This is a genomic window from Pseudarthrobacter leeuwenhoeki (genome assembly GCF_055412885.1).
In genome coordinates this window covers 72,411-86,650 of the sequence record NZ_JBVAYY010000009.1, presented here as the reverse complement: position 1 = coordinate 86,650, position 14,240 = coordinate 72,411, and the positions used below count along the sequence as shown (strand labels likewise).

16 protein-coding genes are annotated in these 14,240 nt (G+C 68.5%); 9 read left to right on the top strand and 7 right to left on the bottom strand.

Annotation, left to right across the window (positions count from 1 at the left end):
• Window positions 1-120 precede the first annotated feature (120 nt).
• A complete protein-coding gene (locus ACZYX4_RS09875; protein ID WP_463875400.1) occupies window positions 121-306 on the bottom strand; it encodes a hypothetical protein in 186 nt (61 codons plus the stop codon).
• 286 nt (window positions 307-592) lie between these two features.
• Between ACZYX4_RS09875 and purS the strand changes: the two genes are divergently transcribed.
• Genes purS through purL form a run of 3 tightly spaced genes read left to right on the top strand, consistent with a single transcriptional unit; the run spans window position 593 to window position 3,946 of the window.
• Window positions 593-844 (top strand): phosphoribosylformylglycinamidine synthase subunit PurS, encoded by a 252-nt coding sequence (gene purS, locus ACZYX4_RS09870; protein ID WP_011690410.1) that lies wholly within the window; start codon window positions 593-595, stop codon window positions 842-844.
• Window position 845: 1 nt separating this feature from the next.
• Window positions 846-1,610 carry a phosphoribosylformylglycinamidine synthase subunit PurQ gene (gene purQ / locus ACZYX4_RS09865; RefSeq protein ID WP_463875399.1) on the top strand — a complete coding sequence of 255 codons (765 nt, stop codon included), beginning with the start codon at window positions 846-848 and terminating at the stop codon, window positions 1,608-1,610.
• On the top strand, window positions 1,607-3,946 hold the full coding sequence (purL, locus tag ACZYX4_RS09860; protein ID WP_463875398.1) for a phosphoribosylformylglycinamidine synthase subunit PurL: 2,340 nt from the start codon (window positions 1,607-1,609) through the stop codon (window positions 3,944-3,946). The genes purQ and purL overlap by 4 nt, the downstream gene beginning before the upstream one ends.
• 85 nt (window positions 3,947-4,031) lie before the next feature.
• Here purL and ACZYX4_RS09855 read toward each other — a convergent pair whose 3' ends face one another.
• From ACZYX4_RS09855 to ACZYX4_RS09830, 6 genes are all read right to left on the bottom strand, one after another.
• The gene (locus ACZYX4_RS09855) at window positions 4,032-4,325 is read right to left on the bottom strand and encodes a DUF503 domain-containing protein (RefSeq protein WP_463875397.1); all 294 of its coding nucleotides are present in this window, start codon (window positions 4,323-4,325) and stop codon (window positions 4,032-4,034) included.
• A 76-nt stretch (window positions 4,326-4,401) separates the two neighbouring features.
• Window positions 4,402-4,719 carry a putative quinol monooxygenase gene (locus tag ACZYX4_RS09850; RefSeq protein WP_463875396.1) on the bottom strand — a complete coding sequence of 106 codons (318 nt, stop codon included), beginning with the start codon at window positions 4,717-4,719 and terminating at the stop codon, window positions 4,402-4,404.
• A 131-nt stretch (window positions 4,720-4,850) separates the two neighbouring features.
• Complete coding sequence (locus tag ACZYX4_RS09845) at window positions 4,851-5,453, bottom strand: hypothetical protein (protein ID WP_463875395.1); 603 nt, start codon at window positions 5,451-5,453, stop codon at window positions 4,851-4,853.
• Between the two features lie 13 nt (window positions 5,454-5,466).
• Window positions 5,467-6,012, bottom strand: a complete 546-nt coding sequence (locus ACZYX4_RS09840; RefSeq protein ID WP_463875394.1) for a DUF1990 family protein — start codon at window positions 6,010-6,012, stop codon at window positions 5,467-5,469.
• A complete protein-coding gene (locus ACZYX4_RS09835; RefSeq protein ID WP_463875393.1) occupies window positions 6,009-6,419 on the bottom strand; it encodes an MmcQ/YjbR family DNA-binding protein in 411 nt (136 codons plus the stop codon). Before ACZYX4_RS09835 ends, ACZYX4_RS09840 begins: the two co-directional genes overlap by 4 nt.
• Window positions 6,420-6,506: 87 nt before the next feature.
• Window positions 6,507-6,932 carry a CoA-binding protein gene (locus ACZYX4_RS09830; protein WP_463875392.1) on the bottom strand — a complete coding sequence of 142 codons (426 nt, stop codon included), beginning with the start codon at window positions 6,930-6,932 and terminating at the stop codon, window positions 6,507-6,509.
• 393 nt (window positions 6,933-7,325) lie between these two features.
• Between ACZYX4_RS09830 and ACZYX4_RS09825 the strand changes: the two genes are divergently transcribed.
• From ACZYX4_RS09825 to ACZYX4_RS09800, 6 genes are all read left to right on the top strand, one after another.
• The gene (locus ACZYX4_RS09825) at window positions 7,326-8,186 is read left to right on the top strand and encodes an ABC transporter ATP-binding protein (RefSeq protein ID WP_463875391.1); all 861 of its coding nucleotides are present in this window, start codon (window positions 7,326-7,328) and stop codon (window positions 8,184-8,186) included.
• A 135-nt stretch (window positions 8,187-8,321) separates the two neighbouring features.
• Window positions 8,322-9,365, top strand: a complete 1,044-nt coding sequence (locus ACZYX4_RS09820; RefSeq protein WP_463875390.1) for an aliphatic sulfonate ABC transporter substrate-binding protein — start codon at window positions 8,322-8,324, stop codon at window positions 9,363-9,365.
• Window positions 9,365-10,276 (top strand): ABC transporter permease, encoded by a 912-nt coding sequence (locus ACZYX4_RS09815; RefSeq protein ID WP_463875389.1) that lies wholly within the window; start codon window positions 9,365-9,367, stop codon window positions 10,274-10,276. Before ACZYX4_RS09820 ends, ACZYX4_RS09815 begins: the two co-directional genes overlap by 1 nt.
• Complete coding sequence (gene acs / locus ACZYX4_RS09810) at window positions 10,267-12,246, top strand: acetate--CoA ligase (protein ID WP_463875388.1); 1,980 nt, start codon at window positions 10,267-10,269, stop codon at window positions 12,244-12,246. Before ACZYX4_RS09815 ends, acs begins: the two co-directional genes overlap by 10 nt.
• Window positions 12,247-12,317: 71 nt before the next feature.
• Window positions 12,318-13,631, top strand: a complete 1,314-nt coding sequence (locus ACZYX4_RS09805) for an O-acetylhomoserine aminocarboxypropyltransferase/cysteine synthase family protein (protein WP_463875387.1) — start codon at window positions 12,318-12,320, stop codon at window positions 13,629-13,631.
• Window positions 13,628-14,125 carry a CoA-binding protein gene (locus ACZYX4_RS09800; protein WP_463875386.1) on the top strand — a complete coding sequence of 166 codons (498 nt, stop codon included), beginning with the start codon at window positions 13,628-13,630 and terminating at the stop codon, window positions 14,123-14,125. The genes ACZYX4_RS09805 and ACZYX4_RS09800 overlap by 4 nt, the downstream gene beginning before the upstream one ends.
• Window positions 14,126-14,240 lie beyond the last annotated feature (115 nt).

The following is a 14,240-nucleotide window of genomic DNA, read 5'->3' as shown; positions in this document are numbered from 1 at the left end:
AATTTGTCACGCAATTCGACAAGACCCAGCGGACCGGCGGCGCGGGAGGGGCGCGGACGGCCCTGTCGGGTCGGTGGATCTGGGGAATCGCGGTCGCGCCAAGAGGTCGCCCGGGGGCCGCTACTGGCGGGGTGTCCTGACTACTTCGCTGATCCAGGCGCGGGTCTTCTCATCCAGGGGTCCGGCCACATTGCTTACCCTGGCTTTGCGGTCCGCTTTGATCTTCTGCAGGACCATCCCGCCCAGGCCGGCAAAAACGGCGGCGGCAACGACGGGCAGGACCAGGGATTTCGATTTATCAGACATGCGCACATCCTACTGACGGCGCACCGGGGTGACCATAGATCGGCGCAGGCCACGCCGGGCCACCGTGCCGCTGGGCGGGGGGTCCGCCGCGTGCCGTCCGGGCCGGCCGTGCGGGCATCGTTCATACTCCCTTCCGCGGATGCGGCCGGACGCGCCGCGGCCGGTAGAATGGGCATGCAAGCTCGCGGAGCGCCCTTTCACACTGTCCTCACCACACAGCGGATCGGCGTGAGACGGCACCACTCCGCTGCGCCCTTACCCAATGCTCACGCACAGGAGTTGCCGGATGCCCCGGATCGTTGTCGACGTCATGCCCAAACCCGAGATTCTCGACCCCCAGGGGAAGGCCATCGTGGGTGCACTCCCCCGTCTGGGCTTCACCGCGTTTAGCTCTGTCCGCCAGGGCAAGCGCTTTGAACTCACGGTCGATGGCGAGGTGACGGAGGAGATCCTGGCCCAGGCCCGGAACGCCGCCGAGACCCTGCTGTCCAACCCGGTCATCGAGGACGTCGTCAACGTCGAGGTCGTCGAGGCCTGAGATGACTGAACTCCCCCTGATCGGCGAGGCCGTCGCCGCGCACTCGCCTGGTGCCAGCAAGCTTGCTGGTGCGAAGATCGGCGTCGTGACCTTCCCCGGCACCCTGGACGACCGCGACGCCGTCCGTGCGGTCCGCCTGGCCGGCGGCACGCCGGTGCCGCTCTGGCACGCCGACACCACCCTCGGTGACGTCGACGCCGTCGTGATTCCCGGCGGCTTCTCCTACGGCGATTATCTCCGCGCCGGCGCCATCTCGCGGTTCGCGCCTCTCATGGCCAGGATCATCGACGCCGCCAACTCGGACGCCAGGCTGCCCGTCCTGGGGATCTGCAACGGCTTCCAGATCCTCACCGAATCGCACCTGCTGCCCGGCTCGATGATCAAGAACGATGGCCTGTTGTTCATGTGCCGCGACCAGATCCTGCGCGTGGAGAACAACTCGACCGCCTGGACCCGGGACTACGCCGTCGGCCAGGAAATCACCGTGCCGCTGAAGAACCAGGACGGGCAGTACATCGCGGACGGGAAGACCCTCGATGCCCTGGAGGCCGAGGGCCGGGTCGTGTTCCGCTACGTCGGCTTCAACCCGAACGGCTCCCGCCGCGACATCGCCGGCATCTCCAACGCCGCGGGCAACGTGGTGGGCCTCATGCCGCACCCGGAGCACGCCGTGGAGGCGGGTTTCGGCCCCGAAAACGGCTCCGGCACCGAGGGCGTCGGCTTCTTCACCTCTGTATTGAACAAGATCGTGGGAGACAACAAATGACGGAGACGTCGACAGGCCGGATGGCCGGCACCGCCACCGAGACCCAGAAGTTCAACATCGACACCGTCGAGAACGCGGCCAAGACCCCGGCCGTCGAACTCCCCTGGGCCGAGCTGGGCCTGAAGCAGAACGAGTTCGACGAGGTCGTCAAGGTCCTGGGCCGCCGCCCGACCGGCGCCGAGCTCGCCATGTACTCCGTGATGTGGAGCGAGCACTGCTCCTACAAATCATCAAAGAACCACCTGCGCCAGTTCGGCGAAAAGGTCACCGACGAGATGAAAAAGGACATGCTGGTGGGCATCGGCGAAAACGCCGGTGTCACCAACCTGGGCGACGGCTGGGCCGTGACGTTCAAGATCGAGTCGCACAACTCGCCGTCGTTCGTGGAGCCGTACCAGGGTGCCGCGACCGGCATCGGCGGCATTGTCCGCGACATCATCTCCATGGGCGCCCGCCCGGTGGCCGTGATGGATCCGCTGCGTTTCGGCGCCATCGACCACCCGGACACCGCCCGCGTCATGCACGGCGCGGTGGCCGGCATCGGCGGCTACGGGAACTCCCTGGGCCTGCCGAACATCGGCGGCGAAATGGTCTTCGATTCCGTGTACCAGGGCAACCCGCTGGTCAACGCCCTCGCCGTCGGCGTCATGCGGCACGAGGACATCCGCCTCGCCAACGCCTCCGGCAAGGGCAACAAAGTGGTGCTCTTCGGTGCCCGCACCGGCGGCGACGGCATCGGCGGAGCCTCCGTGCTGGCATCGGAGTCCTTCGACGACACCAAGCCGTCCAAGCGCCCCGCGGTCCAGGTCGGCGACCCCTTCGCCGAGAAGGTCCTGATCGAATGCTGCCTCGAGCTCTTCAAGGGCTCCCTGGTTGAGGGGATCCAGGACCTCGGCGCCGCCGGCATTTCCTGCGCCACGTCCGAGCTCGCCTCCAACGGCGACGGCGGCATGGAAGTCGAGCTGACCTCGGTCCTGCTCCGCGATCCGACCCTGACCCCGGGCGAAATCCTGATGTCCGAGTCGCAGGAACGCATGATGGCCGTGGTCACCCCGGAGAACGTCACCGCGTTTGAAGCGGTCATGGACAAGTGGGCCGTGGAGTACTCCTGGCTGGGCGAGGTGACGGATACCGGCCGCCTCATCATCACGTGGGACGGCGTGGTCATCGTCGATGTCGACCCGCGCACCGTGGCCCACGACGGCCCGGTCTACGACCGCCCCTACGCCCGCCCCGAATGGCAGGACGCCGTGCAGGCCGACTCCTTCACCGGCTCCGTGCAGGATAACGGCCGCCCGTCCGCCCCCGCGGAACTCGCCGCCGCCATCACCGAACTCGTCGCCTCACCGAATATGTGCAGCAAGTCCTGGATCACCAACCAGTACGACCGCTACGTCGGCGGCAACACCGCCATGGCGTTCCCGGACGACGCCGGTGTGGTCCGGGTGGACGAGGAAACCGGCCTGGGCGTGGCCCTGGCCACCGATGCCAACGGCCGCTACACCTACCTCGATCCGTACCACGGCGCGCAGTTGGCCCTGGCCGAGGCGTACCGCAACGTCGCCACCTCCGGCGCCGTGCCGATGGCGGTCAGCGACTGCCTGAACTTCGGCTCGCCCGAGGACCCCGACGTGATGTGGCAGCTGGCCGAAGCCATCCGCGGCCTCTCGGACGCCTGCATGGTGCTGGGCATCCCGGTCACGGGCGGCAACGTCTCGCTGTACAACCAGACCGGCTCTACCCCGATCCACCCGTCCCCCGTGGTGGCCGTGCTCGGCAAGTTCGACGACGTCGCGCGCCGCACGCCGTCGGGCTGGAAGGAAGACGGCCAGGCCATCTACCTGCTCGGCACGACGGCAGCGGAACTGGACGGCTCGGAATGGTCCAACATGCGTGGGCATCTGGGCGGACTGCCGCCCAAGGTGGACCTCGCGGCCGAACGCGCCCTGGGCGAGATCCTGATCAACGCCTCCCGCGACGGCATGGTGGACTCCGCGCATGACCTCTCCGAAGGCGGCCTCGCTGCGGCCCTCGTGGAGTCCTCGCTGCGCTACGGCGTGGGTGCCCGGGTCGCGCTTCAGGATGTCCTGGATCGCGACGGCGTGGACCTGTTCACGGCGCTGTTCTCCGAGACCCAGGGCCGCGCGATCGTGGCCGTGCCCCGCTCCGAGGAGATCCGCTTCACGGACATGTGCACCGCCCGCGGCTTCGCGCACCTCCGGATCGGCGTCGTGGACGCCGAGGGCGGCACCCTGGAAATCAACGGCGTCGACACCATGAGCCTGGACGCACTCCGTGAAGCCCACGAGGCCACCCTGCCGAAATACTTCGGCTAACGCTCCCTGCCAAGGCAACGCGGGGTCACTTACCGCCCATAAATCCCCTCGGGATGGGCGCTAAGTGACCCCGCGTTGTCCTTTTTTAGTCGTCGCTGCGGAGTTCTCGCTGGCGGGCGCTGAGCAGGTCCAGTTCCGGCCGGGCCGCGACAAAGCGCTCGACGGCGGCCAGCACCTCGACCAGGTGCGCCCGGTCCGCCGCGACCAGCCCCACGCCAATCACGGTGCGGCGGTACTGGTCATGCAGTCCTGCCTCGGTCACGGAGACGTCGAAGCGGCGCTTGAGCTCGGCGAGCACCGGGCGCACGACGGAGCGCTTCTCCTTCAGACTGTGGACGTCGCCGAGGAGGACGTCGAATTCAATCCAGCCAATCCACATGCATTAATCGTAGCGAGTGCTCCGCAACTGCCGTTCTGGTGTGCCAAAAGGGCGGTTACGGAGCAAACGGCGCAGGTTAGATGGTGAGCTCGCCCATCCGGTCCCACCCCTCGCCGTCGAACTGGCGGCTGATGATCTGCGGCGTCTCCCGCAGGGCCCGGGGCATGTCCGCCATGGCCTGCTTGAAGTGTGCGCTGTTGACGTGGTCCCCGGCGGCGTCGTCCTTGAAGGCCTCGACCAGGACGAATTCGTTGGGGTCCTCCACACTGCGGGACCAGTCGAACCAGAGATTGCCCGGTTCCTGGCGTGTTGCCTGGGTGAAGTCCCCGACGAGGCCGAGCCAGCGGTCGGACCAGTCGGGCTTGACCTTGAATTTAACGACAATGAAGATCACGGGAACTGCCTTTCGGTGGGGCTGGACGGTCTTCCATTCTTGCAACAGGACAACGCGGGGTCATATCCGGCCCGTTGCGGCGGCGCGGATGGGCCGTAGGTGACCCCGCGTTGCAGATGAAGGGGCGGGAATCAGCAGGACTGGATCGCCTCGCGGGCCAGTTCCTGCTGCCGCGGGGTGCCGACGCGTTCCGCCCACTGCCCGGCGAGCTGGAACTCGACCATCGCTTCGGTGCAGCGCCCGGCGTCGTGCAGCGTCCGGCCCAGGTTGTCGTGCAGGGCCACGAGCCACTGTCTGGTCCGCACGTCGTGCACGGTGGACGCGTATTCTAGGGCGCTGCGGGTCCAGGTCTCGGCGTGGGCTGAATCCGCAATGGCGAGCATGTGCAGGGCGTCCACGGCCAGGAACTCCTCGCCCAGGTGGTCCGCGAGTTCGGCGGCCTGTTCAAAGAGCGGCACGGCCATCTCCGCGTGCCCGCTGGAGTTCAGCACCCGGCCGCGCTCCAGCAGCACGCGGACGGCCACGGTGGGTTCGTCGCCGTCGATCGCGTCCAGCAGCGCGTCGGCTTCCTCGAACCGGCCCTGCAGGCCGATGGCGCGGCCCAGTTGGGTGGTCAGCTCGGCGCGTTCGTCGGTGTCGTAGGCCGGATCGGCTGCTGCCGCCCGGAAGCGGGCTTCCGACACCTGCGGGTCCTCAAAATTCCATAGTCCATCGAGGGTGGTTTGTTTCAGCATTGCCTGCTCCTGATCAGCTCTCACCTGCGGCCAGTTGATGTGCACTGTCAATGTATCGGGAAGTGATGAGCTTTTGGGCGGCCCTGGCCGCTGCCCCGCCGGCGGCGTAGAACCAGTTGGCGTGCCTGCTGAAGGCGGTGATGGTGAACGTCACGTCGCCGGCGGCGTCGATGGAGACTTCAAATGCCTCCTCGCCGCGTTCCGGGTGGCCGGGGAGCGTGCCGTAGCCGAACCCTGCCGACTGCGCCGTGTCTCCAGGGGCCGGGCGCCGGACCCACACGACCTCGCACGGCGCCTTGATCCTGAAGGGTCCGATGCCGAATCCGCTGACAATCCGCGAGCCGGACTCCACCGCGTCGGTTTCGGTCCGGACCCGCAGCCCGGACCGGCGCTGGATCTGCCAGGTGAGGATCCCGTCGGCGACACGGCGGTAGGTTTCGAAGCCCTCGCCCAGGTGGGCGCGGGCCTGGAACCGGTCGAAGCCCTCCGGTGACCGGCCCTCGCTGGTGAATCCGATGCCGGGGTAGTTCAGTTCGCCCCGGGCGATCCGCGCGTTCACACCCGGCCGCCGTCGGCCAGCCGCGCCCAGCCCAGCTGCTCCTGCTGGCGGCGGCTCAGCGATGCCACCACGAGGTCGTAGGAATCCTCCACCATGTCACGCACCATCGCATCCGGCAGGGACCCGTCCAGGCGCACTCCGTTCCAGTGCCTCTTGTTCATGTGCCACGCTCCGGTGATCTCCGGGTGTGCGGCCCGCAACTGTTCGGCCAGGGCAGGCTCGCACTTCAGGCTGACGGAAAAGTCGCCCGCTGCCAGGGCAGAGAGGGCGAACATCCTGGCTTCGTGGCGGTCGCCGCCGGACACCGCGGCCCGCACCTTGAAGACAGATGTCTCCGGCCCGAACGGGAAGTCCTCGAAGGCGCCGGGAAAGCCCAGACAGATTCCCCGGAGCGCTGCTGCATCCATGCTCCGAGCCTACCGGCCGGCCCGGACATTGTGCAGTCAGCGTTGCTGCTGCGGCCGCCGGCCCCTCCGGTACCAGCGGACGACCGGTCAGAGGCCGAAACGCCTGGCGTCCTGCGCGGGGCAGGCGTTCATGATGACGTCGAGTCCGGCGGCTTTGGCCCGTGCCGCGGCCGCTTCGTCGATGACACCCAGCTGCATCCAGACAGCCTTGGCGCCGACGGCGATCGCCTGGTCCACCACCGCCCCCACCTTGTGGGAATTCACAAAGCAGTCCACGACGTCGATCGGCTGCTTCCCGGCGGGAATGTCGGCGAGGGCGGCGTAGCCGGCTTCCCCGTGCACGGGATCGGCGGACAGATTCACCGGGATGATCTCCATCCCGAGCCGGTCCCGGATGAACAGGGACGTGTCGTAGGCGGCACGCCACTGATTTGTGGACAGGCCGACAATGGCCCACCGCCCCTTGGTGCGCATGAGCTTTTCGAGGACTGCCGGAGCGTTGACGTGGGCCATGAGCACAGCCTAACCGCCCCCGCGCGCCAGCGGGGCGGCACGGGACACGCACCCGGCACGGGCAGCCGCCTCAGACGGACGGGTTGCGCCCGGCCCAGCGGCCCGATTCGAACAATTGACCGGCACCCGGGCCGGGGGCGGGGCACCGCCGAATATTACGCAGCAAAACCGGCCCCATTTGGGAAAAAGCGCCGATTCCGTTTTAGTTAGTAGCGACCATCCCGAGCGGCCGAGAGACCTGGATCGATGAAGCCGCAGCAACCCTGGTCGCCGTCATCCGTCCCTGGATGCCGGCGATAGCAAGGTATGGAGCCAAGGGAACCGCCGGACTGACCACCCGGCACAAAGGCTCATTCCGTAGGGTGCTACTGCCAGGACCGATGGAGTATCCCTATGACTGCTGTCCTGACCTCCTCCGCGCCTGAGACGTCCCTGGACGCCCCCGCCGGAGCCCCCGCCCGCACCCCGGCCCTGCCGGTTGCCTTCCGTTCGCTGCGCCGCACCTTCGGCACCGGTGCAGCGGCCCACACCGTCCTGCGCGACGTTGATTTCGAGATCCGCGCCGGGGAGGTCCTGGCCATCCTCGGCACCTCCGGCTGCGGCAAGTCCACGCTGCTCCGGGCCACCGCCGGACTCGACTCCCCCACCGCCGGCAGTGTCGCTATCGATGGCACACCCGTCCAGGGCATTGACTCCCGCTGCGCCTTCGCCTTCCAGGAACCCCGCCTCCTGCCGTGGCACACCCTGCAGGCCAATGTCGCGATCGGGCTGCCCGCCGGCATCAGCGCCAGGGACGGCAAAGCGAAGGTGGCCAGGCTGTTCGAGCTCGTCGGGCTGACGGAGTTCGCCAAGCACCGCCCCCGCGAAATTTCCGGCGGCATGGCCCAGCGCGCCTCACTGGCCCGGGCCCTCGCCCGCAACCCCGGTGTCCTGCTCCTGGATGAGCCGTTCGGCGCGCTCGACGCGCTGACCCGGATCAAGATGCAGGACCTGCTGCTGGACATCCACCGCGCCGAGCCCACCACGGTGCTGCTGGTGACCCATGACGTCGACGAGGCCCTCCAGCTTGCTGACCGCATCATCGTCCTCGGCAAGGAAACCCACCCCGGCCAAGGCGCAGCACCCGCAGCCCCCGGCGCGACGATCGTCCGCACCGTGGCTGTGCCCGGCGGGCGCCCCCGGGACCGCGGCTCCCTGGAACTCGCCAGGTTGCGGGCCTCGCTCCTGGAGACCCTCGGCGTCGACGGCCACTAGCCGCCACCCCGCCCGGTTCCCCTCACTTTCCCCGGCCGGGAACGCCGCAGCCGCTGCTGCGTGCGCCCGCCCGCTTCACCCCCGTCACGCCCGTTCGCTTTTCGGTTCAACCGTTTCATACCTCAGAGGATCCCCATGTCATTCGCCCGCAAAGCCACCCGCCGGTCCGTTCTCGGCGCTGCCGCCGTCTCCGCCGCCCTCGTCCTGACGGGCTGCGTCGCGGGAGAAGGTTCCGGCGGGGCCCCCGCGGCGAACGCCGCCGTCGAGACCGGCACGCTCAACATCGACTTCGCCACCTACAACCCGCTGAGCCTGGTCATCAAGGAGAAGGGCTGGCTTGAGGCCTCCCTCAAGGACCAGGGCGTCACCGTCAACTGGGTCCAGTCCGCCGGATCCAACAAAGCCAACGAGGCGCTGCGCTCCGGCGCCATCGACGTCGGTTCCACCGCCGGATCCGCCGCGCTGCTGGCCCGCGCCAACGGTTCCCCGATCAAGACGATCGACATCTACTCCCAGCCGGAATGGGCCGCCCTGGTGGCGAAGAATTCCTCCGGCATCAGTAGCGTGGCCGACCTCAAGGGCAAATCCGTGGCCGCGACCAAGGGCACCGACCCGTACTTCTTCCTGCTGCAGTCCCTCTCCGAAGCCGGGATCTCGGCCAAGGACGTCACGGTGCAGAACCTGCAGCACGCGGACGGCCGGGCCGCGCTGGAAAACGGCTCGGTGGATGCCTGGTCCGGGCTGGACCCGATCATGGCCGGCGCGGAGCACAAGGGCGCCAAACTCTTCCACCGGAACCTCTCGTTCAACACCTACGGCTTCCTCAACGCCACCGAATCCTTCCTGAAGAACAAGCCGCAGCAGGCGCAGACCGTGGTCAACGCCTACGAGAAGGCACGCGCCTGGGCCGCGGCCAACCCGGAGGAGACGGCCCGGATCCTCGCCGAGGTCGCCGGCCTGGACCTCGCCGTCGCCAAGACAGTGGTGCTGGAGCGCAGCAACCTGGACGTGGACCCGGCACCGGGCGACGCCCAGCGCCAGGTCCTGGCGAAGATCGGCCCCACCTTCGTGGAGACCGGCGACGTCGCCAGCCAGCAGCAGATCGACGACGCCGTCGCCTCCCTGCTGGATGACTCGCTGGTGAAGAAGGCGGACGCGTCCGCCATCAAGGATTCCTGATGACACCGCGCAGGAATCCCGCCGTCACCGGCCACAGTGCTGCGGACGGGCGCGCGGCAGCCGTCCCCGCCACTCCGGCAGACGCCGCCGCGCCGGGCCCGGCCCGCACGGGTGCGGGCGGCTCCCCGGCAAACGGCTGGTCCCCCGGCGGGATCCTGGCCAAGGGCTGGGCGCGCCTGCTCCTTGGACTGATCTTCCCCGCTGCGGTGCTGGCCGCCTGGCAGCTGTCCACGGCCGCCGGGGTGTTCAGCGTTGTCCAGCTCCCGCCGCCGGCCATGGTCCTGGAGGCCGGAGCCGACCTCCTGCAGCGCGGGCAGCTCGGCCAGCACATCGCGATCTCCACCCAGCGTGTGCTGATTGGCTTCGCCGCCGGCGCGGCACTGGGACTGGTGTTCGGGTCACTGGTGGGCCTGTCCAGGGTCGCGGACGCGCTGCTCGCGCCGACCATCGGCGCCCTCCGCGCCGTCCCGTCGCTCGCATGGGTACCGCTGCTGATTTTATGGATGAGGATCGGCGAGGATTCCAAGATCACGCTGATCCTGATCGGCGCTTTCTTCCCCGTGTTCACCACCGTCTCCCTGGCGCTGCGCCACGTGGACCGGAACCTGGTGGAAGCCGCCCGTGCGTTCGGGCTTAAGGGCGTGAAGCTGCTGACCACAGTCCAGCTCCCGGCCGTGGTCCCGGCGGTGTTCTCCGGGCTCCGGCTCGCGCTGGCCCAGGCCTGGCTGTTCCTGGTGGCCGCAGAACTCATCGCCTCCTCCATGGGGCTCGGCTTTCTGCTGACGGATTCGCAGAACAACGGCCGCACCGACCGGCTCCTGCTGGCCATCGTGCTGCTCGCCGTCATTGGAAAAATGACCGACGCCCTGCTGGGCCTTGCAGAGAAATGGGCGGTCAGACGATGGGCGTAAACACCAAAACCGCCCCGGCCAGGCACCCGGTCACGGAGGACGAGCGCCTCTCCTTCTGGGAAGAAGCTGCCCTCCGGCTCGACTGGGAGGACGTTCCCGGGCAGGACTTGCCGTGGCACACCACCCACCGCCGGATCCCGGCCGACGTCGGCGCCGGCACCGGCCCGGACATCACCTGGTTCGAGGGCGGCAGGCTCAACGTCGCCTACAACTGCGTCGACCGCCATGTAGCGGCTGGACGCGGGGACAAAGTGGCCCTGCACTTCGAGGGTGAGCCCGGCGACCGCCGCACCATCACCTACGCCGAACTGCAGCGCGAGGTCTCCCGGGCCGCCAACGCCCTGCTGGAGCTCGGCATCACCAAGGGCGACCGGGTGGTCATCTACCTCCCGGTCATCCCGGAAACCATCATCATCACCCTGGCCGTGGCCCGGATCGGCGCCATCCACTCGCTCGTCTTCGGCGGCTTCTCCGCGGAGGCGCTCAGGTTCCGGGTGGAAGACACGGGCGCCAAACTGCTCGTCACCACCGACGGGCAGTTCCGCCGCGGCGTCGCAGTTCCGGTCAAGGACAACGCGGACGCGGCCGTCGCCGGGGACAACGCAATCGAGCACGTCCTGGTGGTCAACCGCACCACCGCACAGGAACACCTGGAGACTGTCCCGATGACCGCGGGGCGGGACGTGTGGTGGCACGACGCCGTCGGGCAGGCCGCCGACCTCCACGAACCCGAGGCGTTCGACGCCGAGACCCCGCTGTTCATCATGTATACCTCCGGCACCACCGGAAAGCCCAAGGGCCTGGTCCACACCTCCGGCGGCTACCTCACGCAGGCGTCCTGGAGCTTCGAGCATCTCTTCAGCAACCCGGACCCGGCCCTCCGGGACGGCGATGTCCACTGGTGCACGGCCGACCTCGCGTGGGTCACGGCCCACACCTACGAGCTGTACGGCCCGCTCTCCAACGGCGCCACCCAGGTCATCTTCGAGGGCACCCCCAACACCCCGCACCCGGGCCGGCACTTCGAGATCATCGAACGCTACGGCGTCACGCAGTACTACACCGCGCCCACCCTCGTCCGCTCGCTGATGGGCTGGTTCCCGGACGGCGTTCCGGCCAGCTACGACCTCTCCTCCATCCGGCTGCTCGGCACCGTCGGCGAAGCCGTCAACCCCGAGGCGTGGCGCTGGTTCCGGAAGAACGTCGGCTCCGGCACGGCTCCTGTGGTGGACACCTGGTGGCAGTCCGAAACCGGCGCCACCATCCTCTCCCCGTCCCCCACCGACACGGAGTTCAAGCCCGGCTGCGCCGCCCGGCCGCTGCCCGGCGTCAGTACCCGGATCGTGGACGACGCCGGCACCACGGTCCCGCCGGGGATCCAGGGCTTTCTCGTGGTGGACGCCCCGGGCCCCGCCATCGCCCGCACCGTCTGGGGCAACCCGCGGCGGTACTTCGATTCGTACTGGCGCCAGTACGCGGCGCAGGGCTGGTTCCTCGCCGGCGACGGCGCGAAGTACGACGACGACGGCGACATCTGGATCCTCGGGCGGGTGGATGACACCCTCAACGTCTCCGGACACCTGCTCTCCACGATCGAGATCGAATCGGCCCTCGTCTCGCACCCGGACGTCGTGGAGGCCGGCGTCTGCACGGTCGCGGACCCAAAGACCGGCCACGCCGTCGTCGCGTTCGTGGTCCTGAAAGCGACGGCGGCCAGGGAGGAGATTACCGCCGATTTGCGGGCCTGGGTCGGAGACAAGATCGGGCCGATCGCCAAGCCGCGCGACGTCGTCGTCGTCCCTGATGTGCCGAAGACCCGCAGCGGCAAGATCATGCGCCGGCTGCTGACCCAGCTGTTCGAAGGAACCACCCTGGGTGACACGACCTCGCTGCAGAACGAACCGTCGATCGCCGGCATCCAGGCCGTCCTGCGCGACCGCACTGACAAACCCGAAATGCCCCAGAAGTGAGGAACTCCCATGACTGACATCAGCACCCCGGTTGCTCCGGCCGGCACTACCAACGCGCTGGTGAGCGCGTAATGGCCGACCGCAAGTTCGGTTTCCGCACCCGCGCCCTGCACGCCGGAGGAACGCCCGACGCCGAGCACGGCGCCCGGGCCGTGCCGATCTACCAGACCACATCCTTCGTGTTCAAGGACACCCAGGACGCCGCCAACCTCTTCGCGCTGCAGAAGTACGGCAACATCTACTCCCGGATCGGCAACCCCACGGTCGCCGCGTTCGAGGAGCGCATCGCCTCCCTGGAGGGCGGCATCGGCGCGGTGGCCACGTCCTCGGGCATGGCCGCGGAGTTCATCACCTTCGCCGCGCTCACCCAGTCCGGCGACCACATCGTCGCGGCCTCCCAGCTCTACGGCGGCACCGTGACCCAGCTGGACGTCACGCTGCGCCGCTTCGGGGTGGACACCACGTTCGTCCCGGGCACCGACCCGGCGGACTACGCCGCGGCGGTCCGGCCGAACACCAAGGCGATTTTCGTTGAGGTGGTGGCCAACCCGTCCTCGGAAGTCCAGGACCTGGAGGGGCTGGCGAAGGTCGCGCGCGACGCCGGCATCCCGCTCGTCGTCGACGCGACCTTGAGCACCCCGTACCTCGTGCGGCCGATCGAACACGGGGCGGACATCGTCATCCATTCCGCCACCAAATTCCTCGGCGGGCATGGCACCACCCTCGGCGGAGTGATTGTCGAGAGCGGCCGCTTCAACTGGGGCAACGGGAAGTTCCCCACCATGACCGAGCCGGTGGCGTCCTACGGCAACGTCTCGTGGTGGGAGAACTTCGGCGAGTACGGTTTCCTGACCAAGCTCCGGTGCGAGCAGCTGCGCGACATCGGACCCGCGCTCTCCCCGATGTCCGCGTTCCAGCTCCTGCAGGGCGTGGAGACCCTACCGCAGCGCCTGGACGAGCACCTCAGGAACGCCCAGGCCGTGGCGGAATGGCTCGAAGCGGACGAGCGCGTGGCCTACGTGAACTTCTCCGGCCTGCCCTCGCACCCGCACTTCGAGCGGGCGAAAAAGTACCTGCCGCTGGGACCGGGCTCGGTGTTCTCCTTCGGCGTGAAGGGCGGCCGGGCCGCGGGCCAGAAGTTCATCGAGTCCCTGCAGCTGGCCTCGCACCTGGCCAACGTCGGCGACTCCCGGACCCTCGTGATCCACCCGGGCTCCACCACCCACCAGCAGCTCAGCCCGGAGCAGCTCGAATCCGCCGGCGTCCCCGAGGACCTGGTCCGGATTTCAATCGGGCTGGAAGACATCGAGGACATCCTCTGGGACCTGGACCAGGCCCTGGACCTGGCGTCGGCCGTCACCAGCACGATCGGAGCACTGTCATGAGCAGCGAAGAAACCCGAACCTGGGCCGGACCGTCCGCGCCGGAACGGCTGAACCTGCTGCGGCAGGCGAGAACGATCGCGATTGTGGGCGCCTCGGACAAGCCGTCCCGGGCGAGCTACTTTGTGGCGACCTACCTGCAGTCCTCCACGCGCTACAAGGTGTACTTCGTGAACCCGGCGGTCAAGCAGATCCTGGGCGAGCCGACGTACGCGTCGCTCGCGGACCTGCCGGAGAGTCCGGACATCGTGGACGTGTTCCGCAAGCACGATGACCTGCCGGGTGTCCTGGACGAGGCCATCGCCGCCGGCGCCAGGACGCTCTGGCTGCAGCTCGGCTCCTGGCACGAGGACGTGGCAAAGGAAGCGGAAGCTGCCGGGCTCGACGTCGTGATGGACCGCTGCGTGAAGATTGAGCATGCCCGGTTCCACGGCGGCCTGCACCTGGCCGGCTTCGACACCGGAGTCATTTCCTCGAAGCGTCAGGTCCTGGCCTAGCCGGCGCCCGCGCGTTCGGCTACCGAACTCGCGCCGATAGTGCGGGGTCGCCGTAACGACGAAACGGCGAGCCCGCAGGCCACCAGCGACCTGGCCGGACCACGACGGCGGGGGC

What these genes read in the sequence shown, in the direction of transcription:
- ACZYX4_RS09875 (WP_463875400.1), bottom strand. Translation starts at nt 306, where the DNA reads ATGTCTGATAAATCGAAATCCCTGGTCCTGCCCGTCGTTGCCGCCGCC.
- purS (WP_011690410.1), top strand. Translation starts at nt 593, where the DNA reads ATGCCCCGGATCGTTGTCGACGTCATGCCCAAACCCGAGATTCTCGAC.
- purQ (WP_463875399.1), top strand. Translation starts at nt 846, where the DNA reads ATGACTGAACTCCCCCTGATCGGCGAGGCCGTCGCCGCGCACTCGCCT.
- purL (WP_463875398.1), top strand. Translation starts at nt 1,607, where the DNA reads ATGACGGAGACGTCGACAGGCCGGATGGCCGGCACCGCCACCGAGACC.
- ACZYX4_RS09855 (WP_463875397.1), bottom strand. Translation starts at nt 4,325, where the DNA reads ATGTGGATTGGCTGGATTGAATTCGACGTCCTCCTCGGCGACGTCCAC.
- ACZYX4_RS09845 (WP_463875395.1), bottom strand. Translation starts at nt 5,453, where the DNA reads ATGCTGAAACAAACCACCCTCGATGGACTATGGAATTTTGAGGACCCG.
- ACZYX4_RS09835 (WP_463875393.1), bottom strand. Translation starts at nt 6,419, where the DNA reads ATGGATGCAGCAGCGCTCCGGGGAATCTGTCTGGGCTTTCCCGGCGCC.
- ACZYX4_RS09830 (WP_463875392.1), bottom strand. Translation starts at nt 6,932, where the DNA reads ATGGCCCACGTCAACGCTCCGGCAGTCCTCGAAAAGCTCATGCGCACC.
- ACZYX4_RS09825 (WP_463875391.1), top strand. Translation starts at nt 7,326, where the DNA reads ATGACTGCTGTCCTGACCTCCTCCGCGCCTGAGACGTCCCTGGACGCC.
- ACZYX4_RS09820 (WP_463875390.1), top strand. Translation starts at nt 8,322, where the DNA reads ATGTCATTCGCCCGCAAAGCCACCCGCCGGTCCGTTCTCGGCGCTGCC.
- ACZYX4_RS09815 (WP_463875389.1), top strand. Translation starts at nt 9,365, where the DNA reads ATGACACCGCGCAGGAATCCCGCCGTCACCGGCCACAGTGCTGCGGAC.
- acs (WP_463875388.1), top strand. Translation starts at nt 10,267, where the DNA reads ATGGGCGTAAACACCAAAACCGCCCCGGCCAGGCACCCGGTCACGGAG.
- ACZYX4_RS09805 (WP_463875387.1), top strand. Translation starts at nt 12,318, where the DNA reads ATGGCCGACCGCAAGTTCGGTTTCCGCACCCGCGCCCTGCACGCCGGA.
- ACZYX4_RS09800 (WP_463875386.1), top strand. Translation starts at nt 13,628, where the DNA reads ATGAGCAGCGAAGAAACCCGAACCTGGGCCGGACCGTCCGCGCCGGAA.